Here is a 20,399-nt window from a genome sequence, read left to right on the forward strand (position 1 = left end):
ATCTTTGCCCCCTATTCAAACCGTTATGTTTCAATCTATAAAAAAAGAAGCCTTATTATTACTGCGCGATGTGGGGGCACTTATCATTCTCTTTGCAATGCCATTGCTATTGGTGGTAACCATTACGCTATTGCAGGACGGAGCTTTTAAGAATATCAGTGAGCAGAAAACAGCCGTTCTGTTAGTGGATAACGATGGCGGTGAAATTGCCAAAAACATCAGAGAAAGTTTAGAAGGAAGTGCTTTCGAAATGGTGAAAACGCTGGACGGAAAACCTATTGGTGAAGCTATGGCGCGTGAGCAGGTACTGAAAGGCAACTACCTGCTGGCTATTGTAATTCCTGCTGAACTCTCCTCTACCTTGCAAACTAAAGTGCAACAGAATGTAGAGACGATTATCAGCACTTTTGCAGGTGAGACTGTAACACCTACTGAAACGGCTTATACTACCAAAGAAATACGCCTTTATTTTGATCCGACTTTGCAGACTTCGTTTAAAGAAAGTGTGAAGAGTGGCATTGACAAATTGCTATACCAAATAGAAAATCAGTATATTTATAAAGCCTTTGAGAGTCAGTTAGAGGAAGGGGTGAGTTTACCAAAAACAGAAGCATTAGTGAGTTTTAGAGAAATCAATCCTAATACGGCTACTGTTGCTATCCCCAACGCTACCCAGCACAACGTACCGGCGTGGGCTCTCTTTGCTATCTTCTTCATTACCATACCACTATCGGCGAGTATTGTAAAGGAAAAAACACAAGGCACAGGACTCCGACTCTTCACGAGTCCCCTACCCTACTGGGCATTGCTCACCGCTAAAATCATTGTTTTTCTGATGATTAGCTTACTACAATTCGCTTTGATGGTAGTAATGGGCGTGTTAGTATTTCCTTACTTAGGCTTACCAATGTTAGAAGTGGGAGGTAAACTTTTACCCTTGTTGTTAGTCGCCATAGTCTCAGGGCTTTCGGCTATAGGCTTGGGGGTACTCTTGGGGACTTTAACAAAAACCCAAGAACAATCAGCGCCCTTGGGAGCTACCCTCACGGTACTTTTTGCAGCCATTGGTGGGGTGTGGATACCTACCTTTGCAATGCCCCACATTATGCAATTGCTTTCTAATATTTCCCCTATGAACTGGGGATTACAAGCCTTCTACGAGGTATTGCTAAGAGGCGATTCTGCGAGTAGTTTGCTACCTAAAATAGGAGCTTTACTGCTCTTTTTCATCAGTTGTATTCTTATCTCTATTTATTATGACAAAGCCAAAAGAAACGTATAAACCTGCGAATTTATCTGAGAGTCTTATTATTACGGTACGCTTTAGTGAAACTGACCCGCTTGGTATTGTGTGGCACGGCAACTACATCAAATACTTTGAAGACGGACGTGAGGCGTTTGGGAGAAAGTACGGTATTTCTTACCTTGATGTAGAGCGCGAAGGCTATGCAACACCTATTGTGAAGAGCGTATGTGAACACAAGAAAATGGTGCGCTATGGCGAACGCTTGCGCATAGAAACTCACTATATTCCCTCCAATGTAGCGAAACTCATCTTTCAGTATTTTATCTACAATGAAGCCAATGAATTGGTTTGTACGGGAGAAACTGTACAGGTATTTACTTCTCTAAAAGATAATAGCTTATCGCTGTATAAACCTAAGTTTTTTGAAGAATGGGAGAAACAAATAACAAGTAACAGGTAACAATATACTACTGCTAATAGTTTTTTTGTTTTCATATACAATTTAATTTAACGGTTTGCGTTTATCTACAAATTTCATCGGTTTGCGACTGCCCAACGGGTAGAGCTGCTGCTCAATAAGGGCTATATCGCAGAACTCAATCTTAGGGACGACCCTGAGTTTAGCACGGAAGTGATGACTTATTTGCTCGCGAAGGGCTTCGGTAGGAGTTTTTGTCCCTATTTTGATAAGAATTTCATCGGTGAAGATATCATTGGTATTGATTTCTATAATGTAATTCTCTATAGCCTCAAAGCCTGTAAGCAAATCCATTAGGGCTGGCGGGTAAAGAGTAGTTCCTTTGTATTTAATCATCTGCTGTTTGCGGCCTAGTACAGGACTCACTCGTGCCGTATGTCGCCCACACTTACAAGGGGTACTGTGCATCGCTACTATATCGCCTGTGCGAAAACGCAACAATGGCATACCTTCCACTCCCAAGGTAGTGATCGTGAGCTCTCCACTCTCACCATCGGGTACGGGGTGCCCTTCGTCGTCTAATACCTCAGTGATGATGAGCTCAGGGTGGTGATGCCCTCCGTGCTGGTATTCACACTCGGTGAAAGTAGTGCTCATCTCGGTAGAGGCATAAGTGGAGTAGAGTTGCAATCCTTGCCATTTTTCGGTAATCTTTTTTGCTAAGAGTGTAGGGCTAAAATCCTGATTGCGCAACGCCTCTCCTATACACACTACTCCCTTTACGGAAGAAGCGCGATAGTCGATACCATTCTTTTCGGCATATTCTATCATTTTCAGCACAAAGGAAGGAACCGCAATAAGGTATTTAGGTTCGTACAATCGGATAGAATCCCATTGCAATTCGGGTATTCCTGCCCCTACCCTAATGATGCTTGCTCCCATTTGGCGTATGCCTAAGAAATAAGCCAAACCTGCCATAAAACGGCGGTCGATAGTAGTCATCAGTTGGACTACATCGCCCTTTTGAATGCCTGCACAAGCCAATGAGATAGCTTCGTTGTACGCCAAACGGTCTAAATCCTTATCGGTGAGACCAAAAGTAACAGGCGTTCCCATAGTGCCTGAGGTAGAAGCATAGTCTACAATAGCACTTTTAGGCACACAAAGGAAAGCATCGTTTTCGCGTTGCAAATCGTCTTTATGAGTAGTGGGTATTTTTTGTAAATCGGCAAGGGTGCGGATATCCTCTATACGGATATGGTGCTTGCGGAAGAGATTTTGATAAAAAACCGATTTTTCATTGAGATATTGCAATAGCTCTCGCAGTTTTTCTTCTTGAAAAGCTACAATCTCGGCTTCCGATTGGGTTTCTATGGTTGGAATAAGTGCACTCATTATTTTTGTTAATAAAACTTTGCCAAAGGTTCTAATGTCCGTGTGGCTCACACCTTTGGCAAAGTTGTATGTAAATTTCCTTATTTAAAAAGTCGTTTTAAGGAATTTAAGAATCCTTTTTCTACCACATCGATACCGATACCAAAGTTGCTATCAGCCATAGTGTGATAATCTTCACGGATAGGTTCTAACTTGTGCAATGGCAATTCGATATTTGTGAGCGGATTGTACTCTACAATTACCTTACCAGAGTTTTTAGTGATGAATTTTTGGGTTTTATGAGTAAAATACTCATTTTTGATATCACACTCTTGTACGGTGTATTTTTCCTTAGTATCGATATTTTCATCGGTTTTGAGTTCAATTTCATAACGCTCGCTATCGAAGTTGTGCCAGAAGCTCGCATCGCTGTGCTGGTGTTCACGAATACTATTTTTCAACACACTACCATCGTAGTACATCAAGAAACGACGACCTTCGCTATCAATAAAGTAAGGCTGCTCAATAGTTGCTTCGTACTTCACTACAAATTCGTTTTCCACCTTGTCATCCTTTACTATTTGCAAGGTAGCATCTTTGAAAATCTCGCGGAAATCTTTGCCTTTGCGGTCATTTACATAGTTGAGCGCGTAGAACAAGGAGTTGTTCCAGCTGTCCAAACGTTCGTTTTTATTGCTCGACTTGAAGTAACTACGCATAGAATTAGCGCGATTATAACGATAAGTAGTAAGCAGTTGGATTTTACCTATATTGCCTTTGGCTTCTAAGGTGATGCGTTCATCGATACAAAAATCATCGAAATAAGTAGGTTTACGCACTTGTAACTCTTGGTTAGGCAAGATTTCCATAAAGTGACAGAAAGAAATCACAGCGCGTTTCTCCAATCTACCAAACTCATTACGAGCGGTAGCGTCCACAAAGTACTCTTTCCCTTTATAGTTGATTTTCACTATCACGTGGTTGAACGAAAGCAATGAAGGGAGGTAGAACTGCATATAATAATCGGAATTGTAGTTCACCAATACCACTGAAGCCTCTACACCAAGGTAGTTGAGGATAGATTTTAACAATACACATTTTGCTTTACAGTCACCTTGTTTATTTTGATAAGTAAGTGCAGGCGCTTGAGGTTTGTGTCCGTTCATCTCATCGGCGTTGTACACGTAGTAGATATTGTTTTGCACAAACTCTATAGCGTATTGCAATTTCTCATCGAGGGTAGCCATACCGTTGAGTTTCTCTACCAAATCGGGAGCGAAATCAGCGGGTTGCGCTTTGAATACCTCTTCGTAAAGCGGATAGATATAGTTAGACAAGTCTTTCCAAGTACTATCGGTAGCGAAATCTATAAAAGGGAAGATTTCACGGTTAGGGTCTACTGGGTTGATGTAGTTTTCTTGTACTATCTCAAATGCTTCACCCTGTGCTAAGTATTTCACCTGACTTGGGATTACGTTACCCTGCTCGTCGCGGAAGAATACATCTTTATAAGCCACACGTTTGTTGCGATTGTTGATGAGCTTGAAGTGGTATTTGCCGTACGCCCAATAAGTATCGGGAGTTACATATACATACTTCATAAAGTCACGGCGCAAAAACTCTTTTTCAGTAAACACTTTTTCTTTAGTGTCTTCCAAAATGAGGATATCGTCGAGGTGAAGGTCTTTGATAGAGAAGTTCAGTTTTTTAGAACTGCTGATAATACCACGACCGCTTTGTCCTTCGTTGTCCAATACTTTTATAGTAGTATCAGCTGTTTTGTCAATTAGCTGACCGTTGCGATACACACTGATGCGATGGATGCTAAAGTACTCATTTTCTTCGAGTATCATATCGTACATTGAAGCGCGTTCCAAGTTTTCGGGTTGAGTGAGGGTATAAGCCATCAATGTATAGTCGGAGGTACTATTACCATCTACTTTGCTGTATTTATGTAGGAAATAGCAGTAGTCGCGTCCCTCATCGGTTTGTTCACGAGAGAAGTCGGTTTCTACTAAAAGTTGTACCATTTCGTTATCAGAAAGGGAATTTGTCCAATCAGCTGCTTCGGCGAAGCTGTATAGTTCTTTTTCTTCTGTTTGCACTTTTTTGTTTAGAGTTTAAAAATTTGTATTTTAATTATATAAGAGAGAGAAAGCCCCCGACTCACTTACTCGGCAATTGCCGACAATCCCGAAGGGGACAAGCTGCAAAAGTGAATATTTATAAAGATAAACTATTCCATTGCAGTATTTAAAGCTAATAGGGTGCAAAGGTAATACTTTTTTGATTATTTTGCTAATAGTTGTGCACTTTTTACTAAACGCACGAACTCTTTGCGGTAACCTTCGGGGTCGTTGCCTGTAGCTCCTTCAGCTAATTTTACTACTTGTTCATAGGAAGCATTGGCCTTGTTATCGCTTTCGCGCAACAGCATTCCGAACTCGGCTACACTAGCTGCAAAGCGAAAATCAACAGAAGTATCAGAGAGTTTTTTGTTGTTGAAAGGCAGTGGTTCGGTTACTTCTACACTTTTAGCATCCTTTTCTTTAGGGTCTTTATAACGTATTTTGAGGAAAGCTACCTCGCCACTATTTGCTTGATCGTTAAGGGTTTTATGTTGGTAACGGAGATCTTGAGCTATTTTACCATCAGAAGGTACTAATTCATAGAGAGCAGTTACAGTATGTCCTGCTCCTATTTCACCAGCATCTTTTTTGTCGTTAGTAAAATCTTCTTTGGCAAGCATACGATTTTCATAGCCTATCAATCGGTAGGCTTTCACATACTTAGGATTGAATTCTACTTGTAGTTTTACATCTTTAGCCACTGTGAAAAGCGTACCACCAAACTCATTTACCAATACTTTTTTAGCTTCGGTGAGATCATCAATATAAGCGTAGTTGCCATTGCCTTTATCGGCTATGGTTTCAGCCATATCATCGCGGTAATTACCCATACCAAAACCTAAAACTGACATATAAATACCACTTTCGCGTTGTTCTTCGATGAATTTAGTCAGTTCTTCAGTGTTGTTAATCCCCACATTGAAATCGCCATCGGTAGCGAGAATCACGCGGTTGTTTCCCTTTTTGATAAAGGATTTTTTGGCTTCTTCATAAGCGAGTTGTATTCCTTTTTCACCTGAAGTTGAGCCCATTGCCACCAACTCATCTAATACTTTTACTATTTTTTCTCTGTTTTTTACAGCTGTAGAAGGCAAGGCTACTTTTGTACCACTGGCATAAGTAACAATAGCTACCTTATCGGTAGGTTTTAACTGACCTAACAAGAGTTTGAAAGACGATTTGAGCAGCGGCAACTTGTTAGGGTCGCTCATTGAGCCCGATACGTCAATCAAAAAGACAATATTAGAAGGAGGTGCTTGTGATAAATCCAATTTTTTAGCTTGTAAGCCAATGCGCAACAAGAGATTTTTGTCGTTCCAAGGAGCTGGCGCTAATTCGCTTGACGCACGCAAAGGCGATTTTGTTTCGGCAGTAGGTTGAGGATAATTATAATCAAAATAATTGATCATTTCCTCGATGCGCACGGCATCTTTTTGAGGGAATTGTCCATATCCTATCATTCGGCGTACATTGGTATACGAAGCTCTATCAACATCGGCTGAAAAGGTAGAAACTGGCTGATTTACCACTTCTACAAAACCATTTTCTTTAATTTCTTTATAGGTTTCTCCTTTTTGGTATTCGGGGAAGTAATAAGGAGATTTATCAACTTTTACATTAGCTTTAAGCATCATTTGGTCACTACGAACCATTTTAGGTTTAGCAGCTGGATGACTTGGGCTACGACCTATGAGCTCTCCACTACTCTCGGAGTATTTATTTCTATTGAAACAGCTGGCTAAAAGCAAGGTTGATAAAAGGCAAAGAGTGATATTTTTTTTCATATTTAGGTATTATTTAACTGAGTTGCCATAAGTAATTAAATCTCCCACGAATTTTACGAATTTTCACGAATTTGAGAGTGTATAAAAGTCTTTATTTTTTTATTATCTCACGAATTTTCACCTGACGGTGAATTATTTTGTGAATATATTATAATACAAAGCTGTAAATCAATATTTTTTTATATCGAACTGAGGCTGTTTATGTTCGTTTAAGGATATTTTATTTATAGGGGCGTTTGCAAAACGCCCCTACATAACACACTCTAAAAGTGATTGATTATCAGTTTTATAGACTTTGTCAAAGTTTTGGGACTTTGACAAAGTTTATGATGCAAAAGCGATTTTTAGACTTTTCGGACAGCTTCTACATAAATCATATTCATATACTTATATATCAAAGTCTAAGGACTTTGACAAAGTTTGTGATGTAAAAGTGATTTTAGGACTTTTGGGATAACTTTTTTGAAAGTATACAAAAACTTTTACGCTTCTTTCATTCCTAAGCCGTTGTTGATAGCGTACGCCATATTTTCGATGATATGCTTATGTTTGGTTACAAACGGATTGGTGGTATCCCATACATAACCCGCTAATACAGCACAGATTTTTTCTTTTACATCCTCATTAGTAGGTTGATGGAAGAAGAGTGTTTGCAAACTACCTGTATACCACTCTCTTACATAAGAAGTGAACACATCAATACCACGTTGCATATAGTCAGTGTATTCTTTTTGCCAATCTACTTTTTCTCCGGCAAGTTCGCGTTTTACCAATTTGGCTGCTAACATACCCGATTCGGTAGCAAAAGCCACCCCTGATGAGAATACAGGGTCTAAGAACTCGGTGCTGTTACCGGTGAGTACAAAGCCATTGCCAAAGAGTTTTTTCACTGAACAAGAGTAGCTTTGTATCTTGTTAGGTTCAAATAGAAAATCGGAATGCTGGAAGCGCTCTCTGTAAAAATCTGAGGTTACGATAGCCTTGCGCAAAGCTTCAGTAGTATTGCCGGAAGCCGATAGACTATTGATGTAGTGCGTAGGTCCTACAACCCCTACACTGGTATTGCCATTAGAGAAAGGAATCACCCAAAGCCATACTTCTCTTTCTAAAATATCAAAAGAAATGAGAGTTCCTTCTTCACCTTCAGGACGTACCTTATCTTCTTTGATATGAGTGAATATAGCAGAGTGGTCGTCTAATTTAGAAGGAGCATTGAGGTCTAACAAGCGAGGCAATACACGACCGTAACCACTGGCATCAATGACGAATTTAGAGGTGATTTCATATACTTCCCCGTTCTTGTCTTTTACGGTAGTAACTTGATGATCATCGAAAAACTGCACGTTCGTAACTTCGGTTTCAAAACTAAGAGGTACGCCTTTGCGGATGATTTCTTGAGCCAAAACATTATCGAAATCGGCGCGAGGCACTTGCCAAGTCCAATCCCAACCTTTGCCGTATTTCTTACCAAAATCAAATTGGCATACTTGTTCACCACGGATAAAACGGGCGCCCCATTTTACTTCGTACTTTTGGGCTTCCAAGGCAGGCAAAAGTCCTGCTTCGTCAAAATGATCCATCACACGTGGAATAAGGCTCTCCCCTACTACCAGACGCGGAAATTTAGTTTTTTCTACTACGCGTACTTTTACGCCATTGTTGTGCAAATAGGCAGCTGATACACAACCTGAAGGTCCTGCGCCTATTACCAATACATCAGTTACTTCTTTTTTCATAAATACTTTTTTTTTAAAGCACGGGGCAAATATAGTATTTTTTTACTATTTAGCCAACAATTTTGCACTTTTTACCAAGCGCACAAATTCTTTGCGATAGCCTTCTTCATCTTTGCCTATAGCACCATTAGCTAATTCTACTACTTGGTCATAAGTAGCTTGGGCTTTATTGCTATTGCCGCGCAAGAGAATACCAAACTCGGCTACACTGGCTGCAAAGCGAAAATCTACAGAAGTTTCATTTAAAGATTTCTTAGCAAATAACAAAGGTTCGGTTACTTCTACACTTTTAGCATCTTTTACCTTAGGGTCTTTATAACGTATTTTGAGGAATCCTAACTCATTGCCTTTACCTTTTTCGTTGAGTTCTTTTGTTTGGTAGCGGAGATTTTGAGCCACTTTACCTTCCGATGGAATGAGTTCATAGAGGGCTGTAACAGTATGCCCTGCGCCTATTTCACCTGCATCTTTCTTATCATCAGTAAAATCCTCATTAGCAAGTATACGGTTTTCATAACCTATGAGCTTATACTCTTTCACGTATTTAGGGTTGAACTCGATTTGCAGTTTCACATCTTTGGCTACGGCGAAAAGCGTACCGCTAAACTCGTTTACCAATACTTTTTTAGCTTCGGTAAGATCATCGATATAAGCGTAATTACCATTGCCTTTATCGGCTATGGTTTCGGCCATATCATCGCGATAATTACCCATACCAAAACCTAAAACTGACATATAAATACCACTTTCGCGCTGTTTTTCAATGAATTTTTCTAACTCTCTTGGATTACTAATCCCCACATTGAAATCGCCATCAGTAGCTAAAATAATACGGTTATTACCATTTTTAATGAAGTTTTTTTGAGCTTCTTTGTAAGCTAATTGAATACCACTACTACCTGACGTAGAACCACTTGCATACAGATTATCAAGTACTTTTTCTATTTTTTGTCTCTCTTTTACAGGAGTAGACGAAAGGGCTACTTTTGTACCGCTGGCATAAGTTACAATCGCCACTCTGTCGGTAGGTTTGAGCTGAGTGAGCAAGAGTTTGAATGAAGATTTTAGCAAAGGGAGCTTGTTAGGCTCATCCATTGAGCCCGATACATCAATTAGGAAAACAATATTAGAAGGTGGAGCTTGAGCCAAATCCAATTTTTTAGCTTGCAAACCAATGCGCAATAGCAAATGCTTAGGATTCCAAGGTGTAGGAGCTAATTCGGGGGTCACGCGCAAAGGAGAAGTAGCCTCCTTAGTAGGTGCAGGATAGTCGTAATCGAAGTAGTTTATCATCTCCTCTATGCGAATGGCATCTTTAGGAGGTAACTGACCATAACCTAACATACGACGCAAATTAGCATACGAAGCGCGGTCTACATCGGCAGAAAAAGTGGTAACAGGTTGTTGCGCTACTGCTACAAATGGATTTTCAGAAATCTCTTTGTAGGTTTCATTACTACGCGGTTGCTGTTGAGAAGGTTCTTCAGAATTGGCAATTTCCATTTCTTCTACTACAGCATCATACGCAGGTGGTGGGGGTGGCGGAGGTGGTGTTTCAGGCGAAGCCATTTTGTTCGCTGTAAGTTCTTCCACTGTTGTAGCAGGTGCAGGAGGTGGAAGCTGGTTGGCTGAATTGCTTGAATTTCGGTGACCTTCGGGGTTACCACAAGCCGCTAATAACAAAGCTGATAACAGCATTAAAGATACATTTGTTTTCATAAGGGTAATACATTAAAAATCTTACCTTTATAAAGTCAAATGTTATGCCAAACTAAGCTTCTTCGTTGTGAATAAAGCGTTTTTTAGCATAGAGTTCATCTTCTGTTTCTTGGTGGGCATCATCGGGCACGCAACAATCTACAGGGCACACCGCAGCGCATTGAGGTTCATCGTGGAAACCTATACACTCGGTGCATTTATCGGCAATGATAAAATAAATATCATCGCTAATAGCTTGTTGAGGCTCATCGGCATCTACTTCCAATCCGCTCGGTAATACTACACGTCCTTTTAAGGCTGTACCATCGCTATAGCGCCAATCATCAGCACCTTCGTAGATAGCGTTGTTAGGACATTCGGGTTCACAAGCCCCGCAGTTGATACAATCATCAGTTATTATTATAGCCATTTTTAGTTGTTAGTGATTAGAGAGTTTTAGAGGTTGGGAGGTAGGAAAGGGCGCAAAGATAATATTTTTTTGTTAATTTGCTACTTTTTGAATTTTGGTTGTACCTCGAACCACAAGTCTACAAAGAGTTTAGTGCGTGCTAAATACTCGCGTACACGTGTTTTAAAACCGTAGTAGGCAGTAACATCTTGCGCATCAAAACCAATAGCTTGTATGCCGTGGTGCTTTGCCAAGAAAAGGGCTCGCTCATTGTGAAAACGTTGTGAGATAACAATAAATGTATCATAGCCAAATACTTCTTTAGCTCGTACGACTGAGTCTAAAGTTCTAAAGCCTGCATAGTCTAAGACAATACGTTCTTCGGGGATCCCCTTATCTATTAAGGCTCTTTTCATTTCTTCGGGCTCGTTGTAGTCATTTCTATGATTGTCGCCACTGACCAAAATATATTCAATTTTTCCTGCCTCATATAGTTGCACAGCTGCTTCTATTCTATAAAGAAAATACTTGTTGGGCGCACCACTTTTTAAATAAGGATTGGTTCCTAAGAGCAAACCTACTTTATGTGCAGGCACCTCAGCAACTTGAGTGTACAACAAGTTTTTAGTCTCTTTAGTTACCTGCACGTTACAAGCAATGATTACTAAGAGCAACCACAGTGATAATAGAGCAGTAACTTTCCAGAAACGTTTGGTTTTTAAGGGTTTTAGAAAAGATTTTATTTTGTTCATTTTGTTTAGGTAAGAAGTAAGAGGTTACTTACCGGCAAAGGCTTTGACATCGTCTTCAGAGATTTCTTTACCTCCTAAGATGATAAGCCGTTCTACTACATTGCGCAATTCGCGAATATTACCTGTCCAATCTTGTTTTTGGAGGAGTTCTACCGCTTTTTTGCTAAATTTCTTAGGACTAATACCTTGTTCTTCGGCTATTTTTACTGAAAAATAATCAATAAGCAATGGAATATCATCTCTTCTTTCATTGAGTGAAGGCACACGAATAAGAATTACTGCCAAACGGTGGTACAAATCCTCGCGAAAACGACCTTCAGCTATTTCTTTTTTCAAATCTTTATTGGTTGCAGCTATCACACGTACATCTACATTGATATCTTTATCGCTACCTACACGGGTAATTTTATTTTCTTGCAAAGCACGCAATACTTTGGCTTGTGCAGATAGACTCATATCACCTATCTCGTCCAAGAAAATCGTACCATTGTTAGCAGCTTCAAACTTACCTGCACGGTCTTTTACCGCTGAAGTAAACGCTCCTTTGATATGCCCAAAGAGTTCACTTTCTATCAGTTCTGAAGGGATAGCAGCACAGTTCACCTCTATCATAGGGGCTTCACTGCGCTCACTTTGGTAGTGAATAGCGTGAGCTACTAACTCTTTACCTGTACCATTAGAGCCCGTGATGAGGACACGCGCTTCGGTAGGCGCTACTTTTTCTATCATCTGACGGATTTGTTGCAAAGGAGCACTCTCTCCTATCATCTCATAACTCTTGCTCACCTTCTTTTTGAGGTGTTTATTCTCTGCTACTAATTTTTTCTTATCGAGAGCATTGCGTACTGTATTGAGCAAGCGGTTCAAATCGGGTGGTTTTGAGATATAGTCGTAAGCTCCAAGACGCATTGCATTTACAGCTGTCTCAAGGTCGCCGTGACCCGAAATCATTACAAATGGGATTTCAGGTTTCACCTTCTTAATCTCGGTGAGTACCTCCATACCGTCCATTTTAGGCATTTTGATGTCGCAAAGTACCAAGTCGTAGTCCTCTTTTTTGAGTTTCTCTACGCCTTCGGTGCCATCAACCGCCTCTTCTACTTCGTACTCTTTGCTTTCTTCTACTAATATTTTGCTGAGCACACGGCGAATAGCCGATTCGTCTTCTATGATAAGTATTTTTGCCATAATTCTAATTTGTCAATTTAGTGCGAGCTGCACGGGCATTAATTTGTCTATTTAACGTGAGTTCGACGTAAGTAATTATTAAATAATCAGTAAAATGTTTTAAATCTCCCACGAATTACACGAATTTCCACGAAATTGGGAGTGCATAAAAGTCTTTATTTTTTATTATCTCACGAATTTTCACCTGACGGTGAATTATTTTGTGAATATATTATGATATAAAGCTGTAAATCAATATTCTGTTATATGGAACTGACGTTATTTATGTGGCAAAGATAATAAAAAATTAAAAAACTCTTGGCAAAATGTCAAGAGTTTTTCGCGTGTGTTTATGAAAAAGTGTATTTATTAGTTTTTGAATGTAGGTTTGAACTTTGATTGATATACTTGGAACTCTTGTTGGGTAGTAATACTTTTATGTTCGTCGTTTTTAAACATTTTCAAGTAGAGTTCTAATTGGGTAGGTGACATATAGCCAGTAAGCCCTGTTATCAAATCGTTTTTCTCGTCTAAGAACACCATTGTAGGGTATGCTTGTACTTGCAAGTAATTAGTGAGCGGGTGGAGAGAGTTGCGTGATTGAGCTCTTGCAGGATCATAATCCTTATTCTCAAACTTTTGACCTTTGTAGTTCACGACTTCATTACCTTCGCCATTGAATTTTACAGCGTAATAATTATCGTTCACATAGTTCACTAAGTCTTTGTTTTTAAAGGTGTTGTTAGCTAACATTTTGCAAGGTCCACACCAATTAGTGTATACATCGACGAATATTTTTTTAGGTTTTTTCTTTTGAGCGGCAATAGCTTGATCAAAAGTCATCCATTTAATTTCCTGAGCTTCGAGGGTAGCAGTAGCTGTTAAAACAAAAGCTACAATAGCGATGAGTTTTTTTGTCATAGTTGATAAAAGTTTGTAATTATTTTGTTTTTAGAGATTTTCAAAAACCGTGCCAAATATATGTTCATCAGCGGGGGTGAGGAATTGCATTGCTATAGGCAGGTAATATAAGTTTTGCAAATGAGGTTGGAGGCGCACATAGTCTTTCTCAGTAGTTAGGATGCGTTTGCCTTGTAATTGTTCCAATTCCTTATTAGTAAAATGATGATGATCGGGGAAGTTTAAGTGCTGAAAATCTGCTCCTTGCTCTTTTAAATAGGCTAATAGAGGTTGCGGATTAGCAATACCTGTTACTAAGGTAAAAGGTTCTTGTATAAACATTTCCAACGGGATTAGTTTTTCTTTGTCATACACTTGTTGGTTATAAACTATGGTAGCAAATGCGATAGGTGCTATTGTGTGCTGTTGTAGTTTTTGAGTAATAGCAGTACGTTCGGCCACTGATAAAGTAGGGGGACATTTGGTTACTACTACTATATCAGCTTGTTGCACGCGGCTTACTACATCACGGAGTCGCCCCATTGGCAGTAGCCAGTCATCTGTAAAGAGCTGTGCATAAGCGGTGAGCACTATGTTAAATTTTGCTTTTACGGGACGATGTTGAAAAGCATCGTCTAAGATAATGAGATTGGGAGGGGTAGGTAAAGAGCATATTTTTTGGATACCCTCAACGCGATTCGCACAGACTGCTAAAATAATATCCTTATATTTTTGCCAGAATTGAAAGGGTTCATCACCTAAATCCAAGACAGTAGAGGTTTTATCAGCTAAGAGGAATCCCTTGGTTTTGCGTTTGTAGCCACGACTGAGGACAGCTATTTTATGACGATTTTGGAATTTTTGGATAAGGTATTCTACCATTGGACTCTTGCCTGTCCCTCCTACCGCTACATTGCCCACGCAAATAGTAGGCACCGCAAAGGTATGTACTTTAAAAATGCCAACATTGTAGCACCAATGGCGCAGACGAACTATCGCACCATAAAGCACTGCAAAGGGAAAAAGCAAAAATTTTAAGTGTTTCATATTAAGAATTTTTGTTGATTCGGATAGAATCTAAAATATTATTATTCTCTTTAATTCTCCACTCTACCCAACCATTTGCAGTTCTTCCTAATACAAAGCAAGCAGCACCTGATACAGACTTACATTTTTTATCCTCCTTAAGAATGTAGTTATTTTCTGTTTGTTCTGCAATTTTCTTTAACTCTTTAAGCCTTTGTTTTTCTTGCTTCTTATAGCTATCAACAACTTCTAAAGCTAATTTACTTCCCTTCTTTAATGTAATTTCGCCAGATTGGGTATTATACCAAGCTAATGCATCTACACTCTGTGTTTTTAAAACCACTTCTATAGTATTTTGAGGTAACACATTTGCTTGTAGAACAGACTTAGGAGTATTAGATTCTGTATTTTTAGGCTTTTCGTTAGTGATTGTATTATCTTTTAAAGTTTTTGCATATTGGGCAATCTCTTTGATTAAATCAAATAGCTTTCTAAAATTCTTAAAATCTTCTTTTACAAAGCTATTAGAGTTTTCTGCTAAAATATTTTTTGCCTCTTGTAATACATCCTTACAATATTTATCAATTGACTTATCTTTAGTTTTTCCTGAAGTATGCTGTACAGCTTGTTGGTATGCTTCTTCCCATTTGGTATAATCATACATTGTTTCGATTGTACAATCACAAGTAATTCCTTCAGGTTTAGGCAATTCTACAGAAAAATAAGTGTTGTGTGCCTTATTATTTTCTTTAAGCTTCTTATAGCTTTTCTGACTGATTTCATCAAAGCTTTTATATGATTTATGCCCTGCTTCATCATTATCATAAACCCCTATATAGAGCTTATCTGTTTCAAAATCACTTTCGTACAACCCTGACAAGAAAGGCTGTATCTTAGTTTCACTATTTAAACAGAAGATATCGAAATTCAAATTTGGATACTCTTCTTTTAATGCTCTATAGGCATTATTGATATGTATTTTATCTAATTTACCTTCTACTAATAGTATAATGGGACTTTTGGAAGAAATAAATGTGTTTTGTTGAAATCTATTCCAAAATTCTCCAGAGATACTTTCTAAAACTTTTTGTTTTTCTGCTGAGATAAGTTTTCCTCTATCAAGCATATAGATAGATTCATTGTCTAAGCAATCGGTTAAGGTAGGTGAATGGGTAGTGATGATCACTTGTCTGTTTTGTTCATACTCTTCTAACACTTTTTTGATTTGCATTTTATTGCTAAGATGTATGTGAGCATCGGGTTCATCAAGGATAAACAGACTGTCCTCTTGTGCAGCAAATTCTAAAGCTGCTTTGATGAGTATCATTTTCTTTTCTCCCTCACTAAAATCTTCTATTTCTAAGTTTTCATTGTTGTATTTTATAACAATGTCTTGAAGCATTTTTTGGTCAGCGGGCGTAAAAGCAATATAGAAGAATTTGTAAACATCTATAAGTGTATATCCTTCTTGTTCAATAATCATTCTCAACTCTTCTAAGGTGTACTCTTGTTTTTTATCTATTTTACTGATAAATTGCTTAACAATACTATCTTTATAACTTTTATAATTCGCTTTATTAAAAGAAAACTTAATAGAGTTAGTATTTTCTATCCCCAAGATTTCACTACAAAAAGTATCCTCTAAGTTATTGAACTGATTTAACAACAAACACAACAGAGATATATGCCAATAAAACTTATTGATATACAACATTTTTGGCATATTATTATAGGTTTCAACTCCTATTTTTGCAATGTATTCTTGATAGGTAGGCAAATAATATTTTTTCCACAATCTATCTTCTTCACCACTATAGATAGCTACAATTTGTTTAGGAAGATAGTTATAAGGGTCAGATTTTGATTGGCTATTTATTTCTGTGGTAACAGAAGAGCCCTTTTTGGTAATTTTGACTATATCCTTACTACTTCCTATTATATAGGTTAATGAAAAATTAAAGGGAATATCCTTTTCCTTCTTGTCGTACAAATGCTTAAAAATAGCACTTATAGCTTCTAACAAATTACTTTTTCCACTGCCATTATTTCCTATAAAAGCCATTACCCCTGAAGTATTGTTTTCTAATGAAACATCAAGGTTTTTAAAGGCTTTATTGGCTATTTTAATTTCTTTGATTCTCATAATTTAGCTGAATATAGTTTGTTCAAATTCTTGTTCTGCTTGTTGTTTTAGGAGTGTTGCTCGTTCTATTTTGTTTTTTTGTTCTTGCTTCATTGTTGCTATTGTAGCTGCTATTTCGTTTTGTTTTGATAGTGGTGGAACAGGAATTTTTAAACTTTCTAATTCTGTTTGGGTAATAGCAGGATATAATGCCCCTGTCATTTTTATTTCGAATTGTTTTATTCCAATATCCGATTTGATTACCTCATTGAGAAAATACAAATTATATTTCCCTTTATTTTCTTCAATTACTGAAAAACCTGATGAAGCTACAAAGTCAGAATATTTTTCATCTATAATTGCAAACTTTTTCAAATAGGGTCTCGTAGTCCCAATGATTAAATCTCCTGTTTTTACTATTTGAGTAGCTCTGCTCGGTGATTTTTCAGGACTAATTGTTTTAGTTTCTAATATTCCAAAATTAGCATCTATAGATCCTAATTCTATATATTCCTTATCTTCATTTGCTTTCTTTTCCCAATTTCTTGAAATAAAATCAAATACATCACCAATGGTATTTATTGGAAATTTTGATTTACTTAAATCTTTATAAAATTGCATTTCTATTGAATTATATATCCAATTTTCAATTTCCTTAAACTCTATAAAGTGTAATTTACCTATTTGTAGAAGTTCATATTTTTGAAAACTCACTCCCAACTCCTCAAATAGATAGTTTTCAATGTTTTTTTCTAAGGTTTCAGCTTGTTGCCCATAAGTTGTAGCTTGAGTTATTTTATCGTAATAGTTTTTTACAATGGTTTCTTGCTCGGATAAAGGAGGAAGGGGTATAGAAAAATTTAAAAAAGATTCTTCTTGTAAATAGTTTCTATTTGTTGTGCCAACACTTGCTGATTGGCTTAAGTCTTGAAATTGTTTTGTTTTTGTGATTAATTGTAAAAAGTATGGATTGATTACATTATAATTAACATCAAAAGTCCAAAAATTACCTGTTATCACACCACCTTCAAGTTCTTCAGGCACAACCCCAAAAGCCCCATTTCTAGCATCAATTTTTGACAACAAAAATTGTCCTTTTTTAATAAGGAATTGACTTTTAGTACCTATTTCCTTCCCTTTAACCTTATCTCTTAAAGAAATACCAGCACCATTTATTTTAATAGTAGGACGCTTATAATAATTGTTATCTTCAATTTTTATAGAAGTTTTATTTCTTGAAAGAAAAGTTTTTATCTTTACTAATTTGTATTTATTTGAGAATCTTAATCCTTTTTCTAAGATACTATAAGCACTCCAACTTTCTATATTGCTAAATCCTACAAATTTTAATTTCTTATAAGTTTTCATACTTGCTTTTTTGATAGAAAATTTCGGGTTCACCAACTTCTTTATCTGCTATTTGAATGCGATATACAAACTCACCTTTTACATCGTACTGAACGCTTTCGGTAAGTTTTTCCCACAGATGATTTTCAGAAGTATATTTTTTAAATTCTTTAGCCAAGGGTTTTAATTCGTTATCTATACGAGCCCCTGTCGTACTAATACCTGCTTTTTCTACTTCGGCAATAGGAATAGTATAGTTAAACTCTTCTTTAACAATAGCTTTTATTTCTCGTTCTTTTTTAGCTTCAATATTTTTCAATTCGGCTCTCAGTTGTTTTTTCTCTTCTGCAGGTAATGCTTCTTTGCCTTTTTTAGCTAATTTCTGTTGGATATTTGCTACTTCCTCAGCATATTTAGCTTCTATTGTGATAGTTGCTTTGCTTTTAATACTTGCATATTGTAGCGCTTCTTCTTCTGTAAATTTTTTAAAAAACAACAAACTAGGTTTTACCGTAGCGCCGCTTGCTATAAACACATCTTGAGGAATAGATACGATTAGCAATATTTTTGCCTTGCTTTCTACATAATCTCGTACTTTTTGCAAATTACTATTGTTAAGCACACCTTCAGGAAGTACTATCCCCATTCTACCTCCTGGTTTGAGCAGGTTCAAGCATCGTTCTATAAAAAGCACTTCAGTAAGGGTACTCATTGCCCCCATTTTATAGAGGCTCACGAGAGGTTTCCCTATATTGTTATTCACTTGCTTTAATGCTTTATTATACTCATCACCATATCGTTTTTGGTATTTTTTGATACGTTCTTCATCAGTATATTTATCAGCTTCTGTAATTTTCAGTGATTTCTCTACACGTGCTCCAAAAGGAGGATTGGTAAGAATCACATCAAATCGGTTTTCAAAAATGCCGTTTACGTTTAGTAACCCATCATTGTGGTGTACACCTCCGTGACCATCACCGTGCATTATCATATTCATTTTGGCGGTACGGCTCATTCTAGGGTTGGCATCGGTTCCAAAAATACAATCATAACTCAATGTTCTAATTCGGCTTTTGTCATTGTTGATATTGAGTTCTTCATTTAACTGGGAGAAGAATTTATTTACTTTGTCGTCTATTTTTTCTTTTTCGGCATCTGATAGTTTTTCGTAGGTTTCAGTGTAATATTCTTGTTTGATGAGTTCTTTTTCTTGTTGGACTTTAGCTTCTATTTTTGCACGGACATACTCGAAGGCTTTTATTAAGAAACCACCTGAACCACAACAAGGGTCACAAATAGTTTCTGTTTCTTGAGGATCTAAGACTTCCACCATAAAATCCACAATAGTCCGAGGGGTGAAAAACTGTCCTAATTCTCCTCTGAATGTTTTTCCTAAGAACTGTTCAAAGGCGATCCCTTTTACATCATCGGAAGTAGTGGAAAGATTGTATATTTCCAATTCTTTTACAATAGCTTCAAAGCTATTCTCTCGTATTCTAATGATTTCAGTAGGTTCAAAAAGGTCATCATCTCTAAAATCTTCTTTAGTTTTCTCAAACAAAAGTTGATAAAAATCTTTATCTCCCTTAGATTTATATTTGTCATAACTTTCTTTATCAGCTCTGAATGCTTCTAATGAAAATATTTGATTTTCAGAGTTTGTTCTTTCATATCTAATTTTTATAAATAGTATCTTACTAATTTCATCAAAAGCAGCCTCAGGTGAAAGTTTATCATTATTCCTAATTATATTATGGCATTTAAAAAGTAGTTTAGAAAACTCATCTCGCGTAAACGCTTTAGTCTGTTTTAAGAGCTCGCTTATTTTTTTTTCACTCTTCATTTCTTCAGCAGTAGGAATATTTACTACTTCCTCAAGTTTTTTAGGGATATGCCCTTTGATAACCCTAAATATACGAGTTTCTTTTAGATTGGTTGTTACAAAAAAATCAGCACCTGCCCACGAAGCATAGTTGTAGCCTTGAAAGTAATCCTCTTCGCGAATTGTAATATGTTCAGCTTTACATTCTATTACAATCACGGGACTTTTGGAGGCTATTTTATCAGCTTCGCTTTTATAGACATTAATATCTGCTCTTGCTCTTCCTTGCCCTCTTTGAGAGTTAGTAACTCCTACTTCTTGCTCCATTTGTTTCAGATCAAAGCCATAGAAATTAACCAAACGGCAAATGTATTCTTGTCGTACTTTTTCTTCAGGTTTCAATACCAACCATTTATCCTTTAATGGTGCAAAAATTTTATTATCTTTTATTTGAACTTCCATTTTAAAA

General features: G+C 37.3%; 15 protein-coding genes. 2 read left to right on the forward strand and 13 right to left on the reverse strand.

Annotated features, from left to right (window positions below):
* Nucleotides 1–25: 25 nt before the first annotated feature.
* On the forward strand, nt 26–1,282 hold the full coding sequence (locus JMN12_RS05600) for an ABC transporter permease (RefSeq protein ID WP_203137851.1): 1,257 nt from the start codon (nt 26–28) through the stop codon (nt 1,280–1,282).
* Entirely contained in the window at nt 1,257–1,706 is a 450-nt protein-coding gene (locus JMN12_RS05605) for an acyl-CoA thioesterase (RefSeq protein WP_009412906.1), read from the forward strand. The genes JMN12_RS05600 and JMN12_RS05605 overlap by 26 nt, the downstream gene beginning before the upstream one ends.
* Before the next feature lie 42 nt (nt 1,707–1,748).
* Here JMN12_RS05605 and JMN12_RS05610 read toward each other — a convergent pair whose 3' ends face one another.
* The 13 genes from JMN12_RS05610 to JMN12_RS05670 all read right to left on the reverse strand — a co-directional run bounded on the left by JMN12_RS05610 (nt 1,749) and on the right by JMN12_RS05670 (nt 20,392).
* A complete protein-coding gene (locus JMN12_RS05610) occupies nt 1,749–3,059 on the reverse strand; it encodes a phenylacetate--CoA ligase family protein (protein WP_203137854.1) in 1,311 nt (436 codons plus the stop codon).
* A gap of 80 nt (nt 3,060–3,139) precedes the next feature.
* Complete coding sequence (locus tag JMN12_RS05615) at nt 3,140–5,143, reverse strand: hypothetical protein (protein ID WP_203137856.1); 2,004 nt, start codon at nt 5,141–5,143, stop codon at nt 3,140–3,142.
* Between the two features lie 185 nt (nt 5,144–5,328).
* Nucleotides 5,329–6,798, reverse strand: coding sequence for a vWA domain-containing protein (locus JMN12_RS05620; protein WP_410494237.1), 1,470 nt, complete (start codon nt 6,796–6,798; stop codon nt 5,329–5,331).
* A gap of 635 nt (nt 6,799–7,433) precedes the next feature.
* Nucleotides 7,434–8,687, reverse strand: coding sequence for an NAD(P)/FAD-dependent oxidoreductase (locus JMN12_RS05625; RefSeq protein WP_203137870.1), 1,254 nt, complete (start codon nt 8,685–8,687; stop codon nt 7,434–7,436).
* A gap of 45 nt (nt 8,688–8,732) precedes the next feature.
* Complete coding sequence (locus JMN12_RS05630; RefSeq protein ID WP_009414229.1) at nt 8,733–10,406, reverse strand: vWA domain-containing protein; 1,674 nt, start codon at nt 10,404–10,406, stop codon at nt 8,733–8,735.
* A 52-nt stretch (nt 10,407–10,458) separates the two neighbouring features.
* Nucleotides 10,459–10,815 (reverse strand): 4Fe-4S binding protein, encoded by a 357-nt coding sequence (locus JMN12_RS05635; protein ID WP_009414230.1) that lies wholly within the window; start codon nt 10,813–10,815, stop codon nt 10,459–10,461.
* A gap of 80 nt (nt 10,816–10,895) precedes the next feature.
* Nucleotides 10,896–11,546 carry a vancomycin high temperature exclusion protein gene (locus JMN12_RS05640; RefSeq protein ID WP_203137881.1) on the reverse strand — a complete coding sequence of 217 codons (651 nt, stop codon included), beginning with the start codon at nt 11,544–11,546 and terminating at the stop codon, nt 10,896–10,898.
* A gap of 24 nt (nt 11,547–11,570) precedes the next feature.
* Entirely contained in the window at nt 11,571–12,734 is a 1,164-nt protein-coding gene (locus tag JMN12_RS05645; RefSeq protein WP_203137883.1) for a sigma-54-dependent transcriptional regulator, read from the reverse strand.
* Nucleotides 12,735–13,082: 348 nt separating this feature from the next.
* Nucleotides 13,083–13,634, reverse strand: a complete 552-nt coding sequence (locus tag JMN12_RS05650) for a thioredoxin family protein (protein WP_009413494.1) — start codon at nt 13,632–13,634, stop codon at nt 13,083–13,085.
* 30 nt (nt 13,635–13,664) lie between these two features.
* Nucleotides 13,665–14,660, reverse strand: coding sequence for a tetraacyldisaccharide 4'-kinase (gene lpxK, locus JMN12_RS05655; RefSeq protein ID WP_009413495.1), 996 nt, complete (start codon nt 14,658–14,660; stop codon nt 13,665–13,667).
* 1 nt (nt 14,661) lies between these two features.
* On the reverse strand, nt 14,662–16,782 hold the full coding sequence (locus tag JMN12_RS05660) for a DUF4357 domain-containing protein (protein WP_009413496.1): 2,121 nt from the start codon (nt 16,780–16,782) through the stop codon (nt 14,662–14,664).
* Nucleotides 16,783–16,785: 3 nt separating this feature from the next.
* Nucleotides 16,786–18,129, reverse strand: coding sequence for a restriction endonuclease subunit S (locus JMN12_RS05665; RefSeq protein ID WP_009413497.1), 1,344 nt, complete (start codon nt 18,127–18,129; stop codon nt 16,786–16,788).
* Nucleotides 18,116–20,392, reverse strand: coding sequence for an N-6 DNA methylase (locus tag JMN12_RS05670; protein WP_203137894.1), 2,277 nt, complete (start codon nt 20,390–20,392; stop codon nt 18,116–18,118). The genes JMN12_RS05665 and JMN12_RS05670 overlap by 14 nt, the downstream gene beginning before the upstream one ends.
* Nucleotides 20,393–20,399: the final 7 nt, after the last annotated feature.

The sequence above is a fragment of the Capnocytophaga genosp. AHN8471 genome, assembly GCF_016806945.1.
Classification (GTDB): Bacteria; Bacteroidota; Bacteroidia; order Flavobacteriales; family Flavobacteriaceae; genus Capnocytophaga; species Capnocytophaga periodontitidis.

Coding starts and splice junctions, on each gene's coding strand:
- JMN12_RS05600 (WP_203137851.1), top strand. CDS start 26: ATGTTTCAATCTATAAAAAAAGAAGCCTTATTATTACTGCGCGATGTG.
- JMN12_RS05605 (WP_009412906.1), top strand. CDS start 1,257: ATGACAAAGCCAAAAGAAACGTATAAACCTGCGAATTTATCTGAGAGT.
- JMN12_RS05610 (WP_203137854.1), bottom strand. CDS start 3,059: ATGAGTGCACTTATTCCAACCATAGAAACCCAATCGGAAGCCGAGATT.
- JMN12_RS05620 (WP_410494237.1), bottom strand. CDS start 6,798: ATGCTTAAAGCTAATGTAAAAGTTGATAAATCTCCTTATTACTTCCCC.
- JMN12_RS05625 (WP_203137870.1), bottom strand. CDS start 8,687: ATGAAAAAAGAAGTAACTGATGTATTGGTAATAGGCGCAGGACCTTCA.
- JMN12_RS05630 (WP_009414229.1), bottom strand. CDS start 10,406: ATGAAAACAAATGTATCTTTAATGCTGTTATCAGCTTTGTTATTAGCG.
- JMN12_RS05635 (WP_009414230.1), bottom strand. CDS start 10,815: ATGGCTATAATAATAACTGATGATTGTATCAACTGCGGGGCTTGTGAA.
- JMN12_RS05640 (WP_203137881.1), bottom strand. CDS start 11,546: ATGAACAAAATAAAATCTTTTCTAAAACCCTTAAAAACCAAACGTTTC.
- JMN12_RS05645 (WP_203137883.1), bottom strand. CDS start 12,734: ATGGCAAAAATACTTATCATAGAAGACGAATCGGCTATTCGCCGTGTG.
- JMN12_RS05650 (WP_009413494.1), bottom strand. CDS start 13,634: ATGACAAAAAAACTCATCGCTATTGTAGCTTTTGTTTTAACAGCTACT.
- lpxK (WP_009413495.1), bottom strand. CDS start 14,660: ATGAAACACTTAAAATTTTTGCTTTTTCCCTTTGCAGTGCTTTATGGT.
- JMN12_RS05660 (WP_009413496.1), bottom strand. CDS start 16,782: ATGAGAATCAAAGAAATTAAAATAGCCAATAAAGCCTTTAAAAACCTT.
- JMN12_RS05665 (WP_009413497.1), bottom strand. CDS start 18,129: ATGAAAACTTATAAGAAATTAAAATTTGTAGGATTTAGCAATATAGAA.
- JMN12_RS05670 (WP_203137894.1), bottom strand. CDS start 20,392: ATGGAAGTTCAAATAAAAGATAATAAAATTTTTGCACCATTAAAGGAT.